12 protein-coding genes are annotated in these 13,515 nt (G+C 70.2%); 7 read left to right on the top strand and 5 right to left on the bottom strand.

Features of this window, described 5'->3' with window-relative positions:
• Window positions 1-39: 39 nt before the first annotated feature.
• A complete protein-coding gene (locus ACMATS_RS19260; protein ID WP_336410316.1) occupies window positions 40-627 on the bottom strand; it encodes a PadR family transcriptional regulator in 588 nt (195 codons plus the stop codon).
• A 385-nt stretch (window positions 628-1,012) separates the two neighbouring features.
• On the opposite strand from ACMATS_RS19260, the gene ACMATS_RS19255 reads away from it, so the two are divergent.
• Both ACMATS_RS19255 and ACMATS_RS19250 read left to right on the top strand, forming a co-directional pair.
• A complete protein-coding gene (locus ACMATS_RS19255) occupies window positions 1,013-3,634 on the top strand; it encodes a transglycosylase domain-containing protein (protein WP_414168573.1) in 2,622 nt (873 codons plus the stop codon).
• A gap of 142 nt (window positions 3,635-3,776) precedes the next feature.
• Window positions 3,777-5,279: a glycosyltransferase family 87 protein gene (locus ACMATS_RS19250; RefSeq protein ID WP_390777254.1), complete on the top strand. Its 1,503-nt coding sequence runs from the start codon at window positions 3,777-3,779 to the stop codon at window positions 5,277-5,279.
• A gap of 34 nt (window positions 5,280-5,313) precedes the next feature.
• Here ACMATS_RS19250 and ACMATS_RS19245 read toward each other — a convergent pair whose 3' ends face one another.
• The 3 genes from ACMATS_RS19245 to ACMATS_RS19235 form a co-directional block, all read right to left on the bottom strand.
• The gene (locus tag ACMATS_RS19245; protein ID WP_390777253.1) at window positions 5,314-6,345 is read right to left on the bottom strand and encodes an alanine racemase; all 1,032 of its coding nucleotides are present in this window, start codon (window positions 6,343-6,345) and stop codon (window positions 5,314-5,316) included.
• Between the two features lie 54 nt (window positions 6,346-6,399).
• Complete coding sequence (locus ACMATS_RS19240; RefSeq protein WP_336410320.1) at window positions 6,400-7,518, bottom strand: lipid II:glycine glycyltransferase FemX; 1,119 nt, start codon at window positions 7,516-7,518, stop codon at window positions 6,400-6,402.
• Between the two features lie 171 nt (window positions 7,519-7,689).
• Entirely contained in the window at window positions 7,690-8,019 is a 330-nt protein-coding gene (locus ACMATS_RS19235; protein ID WP_171078553.1) for a hypothetical protein, read from the bottom strand.
• 286 nt (window positions 8,020-8,305) lie between these two features.
• Here ACMATS_RS19235 and rpsF point away from each other — a divergent pair, with 286 nt between their 5' ends.
• From rpsF to rplI, 4 genes are all read left to right on the top strand, one after another.
• The gene (gene rpsF / locus ACMATS_RS19230; RefSeq protein ID WP_030366820.1) at window positions 8,306-8,596 is read left to right on the top strand and encodes a 30S ribosomal protein S6; all 291 of its coding nucleotides are present in this window, start codon (window positions 8,306-8,308) and stop codon (window positions 8,594-8,596) included.
• Between the two features lie 81 nt (window positions 8,597-8,677).
• Complete coding sequence (locus tag ACMATS_RS19225; protein ID WP_390777252.1) at window positions 8,678-9,271, top strand: single-stranded DNA-binding protein; 594 nt, start codon at window positions 8,678-8,680, stop codon at window positions 9,269-9,271.
• 78 nt (window positions 9,272-9,349) lie between these two features.
• On the top strand, window positions 9,350-9,586 hold the full coding sequence (gene rpsR / locus ACMATS_RS19220) for a 30S ribosomal protein S18 (RefSeq protein ID WP_004950692.1): 237 nt from the start codon (window positions 9,350-9,352) through the stop codon (window positions 9,584-9,586).
• 18 nt (window positions 9,587-9,604) lie between these two features.
• A complete protein-coding gene (rplI, locus tag ACMATS_RS19215; protein WP_390777251.1) occupies window positions 9,605-10,051 on the top strand; it encodes a 50S ribosomal protein L9 in 447 nt (148 codons plus the stop codon).
• Between the two features lie 85 nt (window positions 10,052-10,136).
• Here rplI and ACMATS_RS19210 read toward each other — a convergent pair whose 3' ends face one another.
• Window positions 10,137-11,486: an MATE family efflux transporter gene (locus ACMATS_RS19210; RefSeq protein ID WP_390777395.1), complete on the bottom strand. Its 1,350-nt coding sequence runs from the start codon at window positions 11,484-11,486 to the stop codon at window positions 10,137-10,139.
• Between the two features lie 499 nt (window positions 11,487-11,985).
• Between ACMATS_RS19210 and dnaB the strand changes: the two genes are divergently transcribed.
• The gene (gene dnaB / locus ACMATS_RS19205; protein WP_390777250.1) at window positions 11,986-13,467 is read left to right on the top strand and encodes a replicative DNA helicase; all 1,482 of its coding nucleotides are present in this window, start codon (window positions 11,986-11,988) and stop codon (window positions 13,465-13,467) included.
• Window positions 13,468-13,515: the final 48 nt, after the last annotated feature.

Here is a 13,515-nt window from a genome sequence, read left to right as displayed (position 1 = left end):
CCCTGTTTGTACTCGACGAGGCCCTGCGGGGTGCAGGGCTCACTGGTCCGGACCGGGGCGTTTGTCACGCCCGGCCCGCTCGCTCTCGATCAGCTCGTTCAGCCAGCGGACCTCGCGCTCCACGGACTCCATGCCGTGCCGCTGAAGCTCGAGGGTGTAGTCGTCCAGCCGTTCTCGGGTACGGGCCAGGGAGGCGCGCATCTTCTCCAGACGCTCCTCCAGCCGGCTGCGGCGGCCTTCCAGCACCCGCATCCGGACGTCCCGGGAGGTCTGCCCGAAAAACGCGAAGCGGGCGGCGAAGTGCTCGTCCTCCCACGTGTCCGGGCCGGTGTGGGAGAGGAGCTCCTCGAAGTGCTCCTTGCCCTCCGCCGTCAGCCGGTAGACGATCTTCGCCCGCCGCCCGGCCATGGACGCCGCCCGGGCATCCTCCGGAGCGCTCCCCGCCTCCTCGACCAGCCAGCCGTTCGCCACGAGGGACTTCAGGCAGGGGTAGAGGGTGCCGTAGCTGAACGCACGGAACACCCCGAGCGAGGTGTTCAAGCGTTTCCGCAGCTCGTAGCCGTGCATCGGGGACTCGCGGAGCAGGCCGAGGACGGCGAACTCGAGGATGCCGGAGCGTCTGCTCATGTTTCGCCTCCTTGTCCCCCACAGCCTAATCCCCTAGTCCTTATTGGTCCCTTATGCCGAGCTGATGTATCGACTCGATACATCCAGACGATAGAACGGGGCCGTTGAGCCGACAAGAGGGGGCACGGTGAACGAGGTCACATCACTGATTCGTGGGACAGAACCGGCCTGATTTTTGAGTGAACATCCCCAGTGGGCGGGATTTGGCCGTGCGTAGTCTGTGGGCCATGCAGACCACTGGGAACCGGGTGACGCCCGCAGACGTCCTCGACCCGGAGTCAGTGTGCCCGGCGGCTCGGGGGAAGGGCGGCGGCGCACATCGGGGGGAATGCAAGCCATCTTGCCGCTGTCAGGCGATAGCGCCTGCCCGAGGAGTAGTCGTTCGATGAGCGAACACCGCCGCAAGCCTCCGCAGCCCCAGGGAGGCGGCCGCGCCGCGGCCCGCCGCGCGGCCCAGCAGCCGACGCCGGGCCGGCGAGCCGCGCCGTCCAGCAACTCCCCTTCGCCGGGCCTCGGCCGGGCCGACGCCCGCCGTGCGGGCCGGCGCGGCGGGGGAGGTGGAGGAGGGGGCGGAGGCGGACGCAGACGTGCCGCGGAAGCGGCGCCGGGCGGGGACGGCCGGGGCCGCAGGGGCGGCGGCCGTCCGGCGGCCAAGCGGTTCATCGACTATCCCCGCGCGGGCAAGTCCGGTGTGCGCCGCTGGATCCCGTCCTGGAAGCTGATGACGGGGCTGTGCCTCACCTTCGTGGGGCTCGTCTTCGGAGCCGTGGGCGTGGCCCTGGCCATGGTGCAGGTGCCGAGCGCGCAGAAGGCCTCAGTCGTGCAGAAGAACGTCTACTACTGGGCCGACGGCAAGCAGATGGTCGTCGCCGGCGGCGGCAGCCTGAACCGGCAGATCGTGCCGATCGCGCAGATCCCCAAGTCGATGCAGAATGCGGTGATTTCTGCGGAAAACGCCAATTTCTACCAGGACTGGGGCGTCGACCCCATGGGCGTCGCGCGCGCCGTCGTGAAGATGGCACAGGGCGGTGAGACGCAGAGCGGCTCGACCATCACGCAGCAGTTCGTGAAGAACACGTACCTGAGCCAGGAACAGACGATCAAGCGCAAGGCCACGGAGCTGCTCATCTCCATAAAGGTCGGCGCGACCCAGCAGAAGGACGACATCCTCGCCGGGTACCTCAACACCGCGTACTACGGGCGTGGCGCGTACGGCATCCAGGCCGCGGCGCGGGCGTACTTCGACAAGGACTGCAACGACCTGACGCCGAGCCAGAGCGCGTACCTGGCGGCCACACTGAACGGTCCGAACCTCTACGACCCCTACGGTGGCCAGGGGCCCGCCGCGACGCCGGAGAAGAACCTCAAGCGCGCCACGGACCGCTGGAAGTGGATCATGGACCGCGAGGTGCAGACGCACCACCTGGCCCAGGCCGAGCACGACCAGTGGGTCGCCAAGGGCTTCCCGCAGCCGCAGAAGCCCAAGCCCGCGACCAACAGGGCCGGTCAGATCGGCTATCTCACCGACCTGGCCGACAACTACGTCGTCGCCCACTCCAAGATCAGCAAGGCCGAGCTGGACAAGGGCGGTTACCAGATCTACACGACCTTCGACCGCGACAAGGTCGCTGCGCTGACCAAGTCGGTCGAGGACGTCCGCAAGGCCAACATCAAGCCGGACGCTCGGGACGTCGACAAGTACGTGCAGTTCGGCGGCGCCTCGGTGGAGCCCAAGACCGGCAAGATCGTCGCCATCTACGGCGGTGAGAACGCGCTGGAGCACTTCACCAACAACGCCGACTACACCGGTGTCCAGGTCGGCTCGACCTTCAAGCCGTTCGTCCTGGCGGCCGCGATGACGCACGGGAAGCGCAACCCGGGCCTCGGCCCGCAGCAGAGCGACAGCCAGCGCACGCTCGTCTCGCCCGAGAGCGTCTACAACGGCAACGACAAGCTGACCCTGCGGAACTACGACGGGACCGTCTGGCACGACAAGGACGGCAGCGAGTGGCAGCAGAAGAACGACGGTGACGAGGACCGCGGCCCCATCAGCCTCCGCACCGCCATGCAGTTCTCGGTGAACACCCCCTACATCCAGCTCGGCATGGACGTGGGAACCGACCTGGTCCAGGACGCGGCGCTCAAGGCGGGCCTGGACAAGGACCAGCTGGCCTCCCTCACCCCCACCTTCTCGCTCGGCACCTCGGCGCCCAGCGCGATCCGCCTGGCCGGTGCCTACGGGACCTTCGCGGACAGCGGCAAGCAGGTCGACCCGTACTCCGTCGAGAAGGTCGAGAAGGACGGCAAGGCGGCGTTCGAGCACCAGGAGAAGAGCGCGCAGGCCTTCGACGCGAACGTGGCCAACAACGTCACCGACGTGCTGAGGACCGTGGTCCAGGCGGGCACCGGCACGTCGGCGCAGCTCGGTGACCGCCCGGTGGCCGGCAAGACCGGTACGACCGACGGCAACCGCTCCGCCTGGTTCGCGGGCTACACCCCGCAGCTGTCCACCGCGATCGGCATGTACCGCGTCGACCCCAACGCCAAGCAGCAGGAGTTCCTGTCCATGCGCGGCGTGGGCGGCCAGGCCACCATCCACGGTGCGTCGTTCCCCGCGCAGATCTGGGCCGACTACATGGGTCAGGCGCTCAAGGGCGCGCCCGTCGAGCAGTTCGACGCGCCGCAGCCGATCGGCGTGAAGGTCTACGGGGACGGCGCCAGCCCCTCCCCCAGCGCGGTCGCGCCCGCGTCGCCCTCGGCGTCGGCGTCCGCGTCGCCGTCGCCGTCGAAGTCCCCGTCCAGCTCCCCGTCGGCATCCAAGTCCTGCCCCCCGTTCGGCCACAAGGGCAAGTGCGGCGCGAGCGGCGGTGCCGACCAGGGCGCCGCGGGCGGGCCGGGCGGTTCCGGGGACAACGGAGGCCCCGGCGGCGACATCGGAGGCGAGACACCGGGGCCGAGCCCGTCACGGCACTCGCCGGGCGGACTCTTCGGAGGCCCGAACGGCTGACCGGCGCCCGTCCGGCGCATCCGTCCGGCGGAGCCCGCTCCGCCGGCTGCTCATCGAGGGCCGTCCCGCCACTGTGCGGGGCGGCCCTCGGGGTTGTCCACAGGCCCGGGCAGGGTCGTGGCGGTTACGGCAGGATGGGTCCATGAGCAGCGATCGCGACGAGCGGCCGGTACGGCCCACGGTGGAGGACGAGGTGGCCGCCGCCGGCAGTGAGCTCATCGGCGGGCCGATGGGCCGCCGGGCGCTGGCCGGCGGCTGGTGGACGCCGGTCAGGGTGATCGCGCTCGTGGCGATCGGGATGTTCGCGCTCGGCATGGTGCAGAAGCTGCCGTGCTACGACCACGGCTGGTTCTTCGGCGCCACCACGCAGTACACGCACGCGTGCTACTCCGACATCCCGCACCTGTACACCGGGCGCGGCTTCGACGCGGGGCTCATTCCGTACTTCGACCGGATTCCCCAGTCCCTCTCCGGCGGCATGGACTACCTCGAATACCCGGTCCTGACCGGCCTGTTCATGGAGGTCGCCGCGCTGTTCACGCCGGGCGGCGGCACCGTACAGCACCGCGAGCAGATGTACTGGTTCGTCAACGCCGGGATGCTGCTGGCGTGCACCGCGGTCATCGCGGTGTGCGTGGCCCGCACGCACCGGCGTCGCCCCTGGGACGCCCTGCTGGTCGCCCTCGCGCCCGCCTTCGCGCTCACGGCCACCATCAACTGGGACCTCTTCGCGGTCGCGTTGACCGCTGCCGCGATGCTCCTGTGGTCGCGCGGCCGGGGGATCGCGGCGGGCGTCCTGATCGGGCTCGCCGCCGCGGCGAAACTGTATCCGCTGCTGCTGCTCGGGCCGTTGTTCGTCCTGTGCCTGAGGGCGGGGCGGCTGAGGGCCTTCGCGGGCGCGGCCGCCGGTGCGGCCGGCGCCTGGCTGGTGGTGAACCTGCCGGTGATGATCACCCACGATGCCGGCGGCTTCCACATCCGCGAAGGATGGGCGAAGTTCTACACCTTCAGCCAGGACCGGCCGGTCGACTTCGGATCCGTGTGGCTGTTCATCTCGCAGCGCACGGGCAATCCCCTGGACGACGCCAACACCTACGCATCGCTGCTGATGGTCCTCGGCTGCCTGGGCCTGGGCGCCCTCGCCCTGTGCGCCCCCAGGCGGCCGCGCTTCGCGCAGCTGGCCTTCCTGGTCGTGGCGCTCTTCATCCTGGTCAACAAGGTCTATTCGCCGCAGTACGTGCTCTGGCTGGTCCCGCTCGCGGCGCTGGCCCGGCCCAAGTGGCGCGACTTCCTCGTCTGGCAGGCCTGCGAGGTCCTGTACTTCCTGGGCATCTGGTTCTACCTGGCCTACACGGGAAGCGGCGACAAGCACCAGGGCCTGCCGCCCGAGGGCTACCAACTGGCCATCGTCGTGCACCTGCTGGGCACGCTCTACCTCTGCGCCCTGGTCGTCCGGGACATCCTGATGCCCGAGCGCGACGTCGTACGGCGGGACGGATCGGACGACCCCTCGGGGGGCGTCCTGGACGGCGCGCCGGACCTGGTCGTGGCCGGCGCCGCCCGCCGGGCCCGGCACGCGGCGTACCCGCAGGACAGGGCCGATGCCACGCGCGTCCAGTGGGGCACCGGGAGCCGCAACCCGTAGGCGGCGGTCCCGGTTCCCGTGCCAGGGGGTCGGATCAGTGGTCGACGATGCGGTCGAACTGCGTGGTGGTGTGCCGCAGATGGGCCACCAGCTCGTCCCCGACCTGGGGGGCGGGCGCGTCGGCCGGTACGAAGAGGATGGAGACCTGCATGTGCGGGGGCTCCGCGAACCAGCGCTGCTTGCCCGCCCAGACGTACGGCGCGAGGTTGCGGTTCATGGTGGCCAGGCCCGCGCGGGCCACGCCCTTGGCGCGCGGCATCATGCCGTGCAGCGCCTTCGGGGCCTCCAGGCCGACACCGTGCGAGGTGCCGCCGGCCACCACGACCAGGTAGCCGTCGCCGGCCGCCTTCTGCTGCCGGTAGCCGAAGCGGTCGCCCTTGGACACCCGGGTGACGTCCAGGACGGCGCCGCGGTACTGGGTGGCGTCGTGGTCGCCGAGCCACAGCCGGGTGCCGATCCGGGCGCGGAAGCGGGTCTGCGGGAACTGCTGCTGCAGCCGGGCCAGTTCGTCGGCCTTGAGGTGACTGACGAACATGGTGTGCAGCGGCAGGTGGGCGGCGCGCAGCCGCTCCATCCAGGCGGCCACCTCGTCGACGCCGGAGGTGCCGTCGGCGTGGTCCAGCGGGAGGTGTATCGCGAAGCCCTCCAGGCGCACGTCCTCGATGGCCGCGTGCAGCTTGGGCAGGTCCTCCTCGCTGATGCCGTGCCGCTTCATGCTGCTCATGACCTCGACGATCACGCGGGCGCCGACCAGGCCGCGCACCCCCTCGACCGAGGAGACGGAGCGGATGACGCGGTCCGGCAGCGGCACCGGCTCCTCGCCGAGCCGGAAGGGCGTGAGCACCAGCAGGTCACCGCTGAAGAGGTCCTTGATCGTGGCCGCTTCGTAGGTGGTGCCGACGGCGAGGAGGTCGGCACCCATCCGGGTCGCCTCGTCGGCCAGGCGTCCATGCCCGAATCCGTAGCCGTTGCCCTTGCAGACCGGGACGATCCCCGGAAACTGCTGGATCACGGACTGCTGGTGTGCCCGCCAGCGCGCGGTGTCGACATAGAGCGTGAGCGCCATCGCCGGTCCCGAAACCTTTCCCTCGGTGTGGATGAAGCAGTCGGAGCAGCCGGCTCAGCGGCGCGACATGTAGATGTCGAGGGCCTTGTGCAGCAGCTTGTTGAGCGGGAAGTCCCACTCGCCGAGGTACTCGGCAGCCTCGCCGCCCGTGCCGACCTTGAACTGGATGAGACCGAAGAGGTGGTCGCTCTCGTCCAGCGAGTCGCCGATGCCGCGCAGGTCGTAGACGGTGGCGCCCAGCGCGTAGGCGTCCCGCAGCATCCGCCACTGCATGGCGTTCGACGGGCGCACCTCGCGCTTGTGGTTGGCGGAGGCGCCGTAGGAGTACCAGACGTGCCCGCCGACGATCAGCATCGTCGCGGCGGCGACGGCCTCGCCCTCGTGCACGGCGAAGTACAGCCGCATGCGGTTGGGGTCCTCGGAGTTGAGGGCCGTCCACATGCGCTGGAAGTAACTCAGCGGGCGCGGGCGGAACTTGTCGCGCTCGGCGGTGATCTCGTACAGGTGCTGCCAGGTGGCCAGGTCCTCGTAGCCGCCCTGGACGACCTCGACGCCGGCCTTCTCGGCCTTCTTGATGTTGCGGCGCCACAGCTGGTTGAAGTTCTTGTGGACGTCCTCCAGCGAGCGGTTCGCCAGCGGCACCTGGAAGACGTAGCGCGGCTGGACGTCGCCGAAGCCGGCGCCGCCGTCCTCGCCCTGCTGCCAGCCCATCCGGCGCAGCTTGTCGGCGACCTCGAAGGCGCGCGGCTCGATGAAGGTCGGCTCGACGTCGCGCAGCCGCTTCACGTCCGCGTCGGCGATGCCGCCCTTGATCGCGTTGGCGTCCCAGCGCCGGATGACCACGGGCGGGCCCATCTTCACCGAGAAGGCGCCCTGCTGCTTGAGGTGGGCCAGCATGGGCTGGAGCCAGTCCTCGAGGTTCGGGGCGTACCAGTTGATGACCGGACCCTCGGGGAGGTAGGCCAGGTAGCGCTTGATCTTGGGCAGCTGGCGGTAGAGCACCAGACCGGCGCCGACCATCTGACCGGTCTTGTCGAACCAGCCCAGGCTCTCGGAGCGCCACTCGGCCTTCACATCGGCCCACGCCGGCACCTGCATGTGACTCGCCGCGGGCAGGCTCTGGATGTACGCCAGATGCTGCTCTCGGCTGATGGTCCTCAGGGTCAGGCTCATTGCGGGGCGCTCCTCGGCAGGTGTGTCCCCAGGGTCGGGGCTCCGGCTCTCGCGCCGAAGCCTACTGTGACGATGGAGCGACCCGTTTGGCCGTACGGCCCTGCGGCCCCGTCCGGCCCTGCCCTGGCGCCCCGCCGCGGGGCCGGGCGCCAGGGCGGAGGAGGGCTGCCGCTAGCCGATCAGGCCTCCGAAGGGCCCGCCGTGCGCGATGCCCAGGAAGAGTCCGATGGCCGAGGCGCCCAGTCCGATGATCAGCAGGAAGCGCTCGCCCGTCGTGGCCGAGATGAACTGGCCCCAGGCGCCGCTGAGCACGCCGGCCAGCCCGGTCCACGAGCTGAGCAGGTGGAGGTTGCTGAACGCGGAGGAGATGAAGGCGACGGCGCCGAGCACGACCGTCACCGCGACGAAGGTGTTCTCGACGGGATGGGACTTCCCGTCGCTGTTGAGAACGGCATTGACCAGCGCGCGGGGGCCGCGGGGCTGCCGTACCGCCTGTGTCATGGGCTACCTCCTGAAGGCAGGCGGCGCTGTGTAGCGCCGGTCACACCCGACGGGTCCAGACTCGGTGCCCGGCAGCCGGATTTCAACCGGACGCCGGAGTGCGGGTACTGTGTACGGTCTGCACCGGTGTCTGCCCAGACCCAGCTTCGGTCTCGAAGGCACCCCGAAGGGCGACCTGCGGGACTTCCGCTGAATGTCAGTGTCGGCCGATACCGTTGCTTACGCATCACGACCCTCCTGCCACGGATCGACCGTGGCCGCTGAGTCCAAAGGAGGTGGGTTCCACATGCGTCACTACGAGGTGATGGTCATCCTCGACCCCGATCTCGAGGAGCGCGCTGTCTCCCCGCTGATCGAGAACTTCCTCTCCGTCGTCCGTGAGGGCAACGGAAAGGTCGAGAAGGTCGACACCTGGGGCCGTCGTCGTCTCGCTTACGAGATCAAGAAGAAGCCCGAGGGCATCTACTCGGTCATCGACCTGCAGGCCACGCCTGCGGTCGTCAAGGAGCTCGACCGCCAGATGAACCTGAACGAGTCGGTCCTCCGGACCAAGGTCCTCCGTCCCGAGACCCACTGAACCCCAGCGGTTCAGAGGTAATCGGGCTGCATCACGAGTAGCAACAAGCAGCCAGCAGCACACCCGCCGAGAGGTTCATCCATGGCAGGCGAGACCGTCATCACGGTCGTCGGCAATCTCGTCGACGACCCCGAGCTGCGCTTCACCCCGTCCGGTGCGGCGGTCGCGAAGTTCCGTGTCGCGTCCACTCCCCGCACCTTCGACCGCCAGAGCAACGAGTGGAAGGACGGCGAAAGCCTCTTCCTCACGTGCTCGGTGTGGCGGCAGGCGGCGGAGAACGTCGCCGAGTCGCTTCAGCGCGGCATGCGCGTCGTCGTGCAGGGCCGCCTGAAGCAGCGGTCCTACGAGGACCGCGAGGGCGTCAAGCGCACGGTCTACGAACTCGACGTCGAAGAGGTCGGCCCCAGCCTGAAGAACGCCACGGCGAAGGTCACCAAGACCACCGGTCGCGGTGGCCAGGGTGGCCAGGGTGGCTATGGCGGCGGCAACGGCGGTGGCCAGGGCGGCGGCTGGGGCTCCGGCCCCGGCGGCCAGCAGGGCGGCGGGGCTCCCGCCGACGACCCCTGGGCCACCGGCGCTCCGTCCGGCAACCAGCAGGGCGGCGGCGGAGGCGGCTGGGGCGGCGGCTCCGGCAACTCCTCCGGCGGCGGCTACTCGGACGAGCCGCCCTTCTAGGCCCCTACGGGCCCGGGCCGGCCGCAGGGCCGCCCGAGGGCGTCAGCACAAAACTTCTTGATTCACAGGAGAGAGACAATGGCGAAGCCGCCTCCGCGCAAGCCGAAGAAGAAGGTCTGCGCGTTCTGCAAGGACAAGACCGCTTACGTGGACTACAAGGACACGAACATGCTGCGGAAGTTCATTTCCGACCGCGGCAAGATCCGTGCCCGTCGCGTGACCGGCAACTGCACCCAGCACCAGCGTGACGTCGCCACGGCCGTGAAGAACAGCCGTGAGATGGCGCTGCTGCCCTACACCTCGTCCGCGCGATAAGGGAAGGGTGACCAACTAATGAAGATCATCCTCACCCACGAGGTCTCCGGCCTCGGCACCGCCGGCGATGTCGTGGACGTCAAGGACGGCTACGCCCGCAACTACCTGGTCCCGCGCGGTTTCGCGATCCGCTGGACCAAGGGTGGCGAGCAGGACGTCGCTCAGATCCGCCGCGCTCGCAAGATCCGCGAGATCGCCACGATCGAGCAGGCCAACGAGATCAAGGGTCAGCTCGAGGCTGCCAAGGTCAAGCTGGCCGTCCGTGCCGGCGAGGCCGGCCGCCTGTTCGGTTCGGTGACCCAGGCCGACATCGCCTCGGCGATCAAGGCTGCGGGTGGCCCGGACGTGGACAAGCGCCGCGTCGAGGTCGCTTCGCCGATCAAGACCCTCGGTGCCCACCAGGTGTCCGTGCGTCTGCACGCCGACGTCGTCGCCAAGCTCGGCGTCGAGGTCATCGCGGCCTGACCGCTGCACTGGCCGTGAAGGGCCGTACCCCCTGCGGGGTGCGGCCCTTCCGCCGTTTCCGGCGCCCGGCACGTCACGAGCCGTGTCACGAGCCGGACGCGCGCACCGCTCCCGTGACGATCCAGCGGCCGGAGCGGGCCCGCTGCCACAGGGTGGCCAGGCGGACCGTCATCATCAGCGTCATCGCCCACCACAGCGCGGTGAGGCCGCCGCCCAGCGACGGCACCAGCAGCGCGACGGGGGCGAAGACGCCGAGGGTGGCCAGCATCGCCCAGGCCAGGTACGGGCCGTCGCCCGCGCCCATCAGCACGCCGTCCAGGACGAACACCACTCCCGCCACCGGCTGGCTCACGGCCACCACGAGCAGGGCGGGCAGCAGCGCGTCGCGGACGGCGGGGTCCGAGGTGAACAGCGGGACGAACAGCGGCCGCCCGGCCACCACCAGCAGCCCCAGCACCAGGCCCGAGGCGATGCCCCACTGCACCATGCGGCGGCACGCGGCCCGGGCGCCCGCGGGGTCGTCCGCGCCGAGGTACCGGCCGATGATCGCCTGCCCGGCTATGGCGATCGCGTCCAGCGCGTAGGCCAGCAGGCTCCACAGGGTCAGCACGACCTGGTGGGCGGCGATGTCCTCGTCGCCGAGCCGGGCGGCGACCGCGGTGGCGATCAGCAGCACGGCCCGCAGCGAGAGCGTCCGGACCAGCAGCGGCACGCCCGCCCGGGCACAGGCCCGGATGCCCGCGGCGTCGGGCCGCAGCGAGGCGCCGTGCCGCCGCGCGCCCCGGACGACGACGGTGAGGTAGACGGCGGCCATGGCGCACTGCGCGATCACGGTGCCCCAGGCGGAGCCGGCGATGCCGAGGCCCGCGCCGTAGACGAGGGCGACGTTGAGGGCGGCATTGGCGGCGAAGCCGCCGACGGCGACGTAGAGCGGCGTCCGGGTGTCCTGGAGCCCGCGCAGCACGCCCGTGGCGGCGAGGACGGCCAGCATGGCGGGGATGCCCAGGGCGCTGATGCGCAGGTACGTGACGGCGTAGGGGGCCGCGGTCGGGGACGAGCCGAAGAGCCCGGCCAGCGCGGGCGCCGCGAGCAGCACGGCGGCCGTGACCGCGGCCCCGAGGATCAGGGCCAGCCAGATGCCGTCCATGCCCTGCCGGATGGCGGAGGGGAGGTCCCCCGCGCCGACGCGGCGGGCGACGGCGGCGGTGGTGGCGTACGCGAGGAAGACGAAGACGCTGACGGCGCTGGTGAGCAGGGCTGCGGCGACGCCGAGACCGGCCAGCTGGGGGGTGCCGAGGTGGCCGACGATCGCGCTGTCGGCCATGACGAAGAGGGGTTCGGCGACGAGCGCCCCGAAGGCGGGCACGGCGAGGGCGAGGATCTCGCGGTCGTGCCGGCGGAGGCTGCGCCGGCGGGGCGCGGGGGCCCGGGTGATGGGGCCGTCTACGGAGCGGTCTATGGAGCCGTCTACGGAGCCGTCCAAACCGTCGCTGTCCAATCTTCCACAGGTAAGTAGTCCCCCTACTCTACGCCCCTTACTTACCGAGGCTGGGTGTGATCTTCTCTGCGCCGTTTGTCGCGATCTCCGGCGGACGGCGGAAGTTTTTCTCCTCAACAGCCGGTGGATGGCATCTGTGCAGGTCAGAAGGGTGAGCTGCGGGTGATTGTGTGTTTGTCCACAGCGGTTTCCCCCGCGCCGTGCACAGGTTCCGGGGGGTTCTCCACAGGATGGGGCCCGTCATCCACACCACCTGTGGATAACCAGATTGGCTGACGGTGCCGACGGGCCTACCGTGGACCGGCGCCCCGCGCCTGTTCCGGCCGCGCACCGGACCCCGCGACAGCCGGAGTCGGGCGTCTTGATTGTCGGAGCCGTGCCGTAGGAATGAGGGGGCACGGTGAGGTCCGCCCCGCGGACGGGAGGAGGTGGCAGGGTGAGCATTCACGAGCCCATGGACGACCCCTGGGCCGACAGCGGCCCCGGCGACCGGCTCCCGGTCTCCCGCCCCCGCCGTGGCGAGGGCAAGGGCGGCGGCCGCGGCGATCAGCACGAGCGCGGCGGCGAGGAGGGCGGCTGGTCCCAGGGCGCCGGCTTCGAGCGCGTCCCCCCGCAGGATCTCGACGCCGAGCAGTCCGTCCTCGGCGGCATGCTGCTGTCCAAGGACGCCATCGCCGACGTGGTCGAGGTCCTCAAGGGCCACGACTTCTACCGTCCGGCCCACGAGACGGTCTACCAGGCCATCCTCGACCTCTACGCCAAGGGCGAGCCCGCCGACCCGATCACCGTCGCGGCGGAGCTCACCAAGCGCGGCGAGATCAACCGCGTCGGCGGCGCGGCCTATCTGCACACCCTGGTGCAGTCCGTCCCCACCGCGGCCAACGCCGAGTACTACGCCGAGATCGTCCACGAGCGGGCCGTGCTGCGCCGCCTGGTCGAGGCCGGCACCCGCATCACCCAGATGGGATACGCGGCCGACGGCGACGTCGACGACATCGTCAACAACGCCCAGGCCGAGATCTACGCCGTCACCGAGCAGCGCACCAGCGAGGACTACCTCCCCCTCGGCGACATCATGGAGGGCGCGCTCGACGAGATCGAGGCCATCGGCTCGCGCAGCGGCCAGATGTCCGGCGTCCCCACCGGCTTCAGCGATCTGGACGCCCTCACCAACGGCCTCCACCCCGGCCAGATGATCGTCATCGCCGCCCGTCCCGCCATGGGTAAGTCCACCCTCGCGCTGGACTTCGCCCGGGCCTGCTCGATCAAGCACGGGCTGCCCAGCGTGATCTTCTCCCTCGAAATGGGGCGCAACGAGATCGCGATGCGTCTGCTGTCGGCCGAGGCCCGGGTCGCCCTGCACCACATGCGCTCGGGCTCCATGACGGACGACGACTGGACGCGCCTGGCCCGCCGGATGCCCGACGTCTCGGCCGCCCCGCTCTTCATCGACGACTCGCCGAACCTGTCGATGATGGAGATCCGCGCCAAGTGCCGCCGCCTCAAGCAGCGCAGCGACCTCAAGCTCGTCATCATCGACTACCTCCAGCTGATGCAGTCCGGAGGCGCCCGCCGCCCCGAGAGCCGTCAGCAGGAGGTCTCGGACATGTCCCGTAACCTCAAGCTCCTCGCCAAGGAGCTCGAGGTCCCCGTGATTGCGCTGTCGCAGCTGAACCGTGGTCCCGAGCAGCGCACGGACAAGAAGCCGATGGTCTCGGACCTCCGTGAATCGGGTTCGATCGAGCAGGACGCCGACATGGTCATCCTGCTCCACCGCGAGGACGCGTACGAGAAGGAGTCGCCCCGCGCGGGCGAGGCGGACATCATCGTCGGCAAGCACCGTAACGGCCCCACGGCCACCATCACGGTGGCCTTCCAGGGCCACTACTCGCGCTTCGTGGACATGGCGCAGACCTGATCCGGCCCGCGCGGCACGGGTGTGCGGCACAAATCGGGCCTCATTAGG

Source organism: Streptoverticillium reticulum, assembly GCF_047456005.1.
In the GTDB taxonomy this organism is placed as follows: domain Bacteria; phylum Actinomycetota; class Actinomycetes; order Streptomycetales; family Streptomycetaceae; genus Streptomyces; species Streptomyces reticulum.
The sequence above is the reverse complement of the archived record's forward strand: the minus strand, read 5'-3'. Positions and strand labels throughout refer to the sequence as shown.

Bases quoted from the DNA above. Each gene is read 5' to 3' on its own strand.
- ACMATS_RS19260 (WP_336410316.1), bottom strand. From the start codon at position 627: ATGAGCAGACGCTCCGGCATCCTCGAGTTCGCCGTCCTCGGCCTGCTC.
- ACMATS_RS19255 (WP_414168573.1), top strand. From the start codon at position 1,013: ATGAGCGAACACCGCCGCAAGCCTCCGCAGCCCCAGGGAGGCGGCCGC.
- ACMATS_RS19250 (WP_390777254.1), top strand. From the start codon at position 3,777: ATGAGCAGCGATCGCGACGAGCGGCCGGTACGGCCCACGGTGGAGGAC.
- ACMATS_RS19245 (WP_390777253.1), bottom strand. From the start codon at position 6,345: ATGGCGCTCACGCTCTATGTCGACACCGCGCGCTGGCGGGCACACCAG.
- ACMATS_RS19240 (WP_336410320.1), bottom strand. From the start codon at position 7,518: ATGAGCCTGACCCTGAGGACCATCAGCCGAGAGCAGCATCTGGCGTAC.
- ACMATS_RS19235 (WP_171078553.1), bottom strand. From the start codon at position 8,019: ATGACACAGGCGGTACGGCAGCCCCGCGGCCCCCGCGCGCTGGTCAAT.
- rpsF (WP_030366820.1), top strand. From the start codon at position 8,306: ATGCGTCACTACGAGGTGATGGTCATCCTCGACCCCGATCTCGAGGAG.
- ACMATS_RS19225 (WP_390777252.1), top strand. From the start codon at position 8,678: ATGGCAGGCGAGACCGTCATCACGGTCGTCGGCAATCTCGTCGACGAC.
- rpsR (WP_004950692.1), top strand. From the start codon at position 9,350: ATGGCGAAGCCGCCTCCGCGCAAGCCGAAGAAGAAGGTCTGCGCGTTC.
- rplI (WP_390777251.1), top strand. From the start codon at position 9,605: ATGAAGATCATCCTCACCCACGAGGTCTCCGGCCTCGGCACCGCCGGC.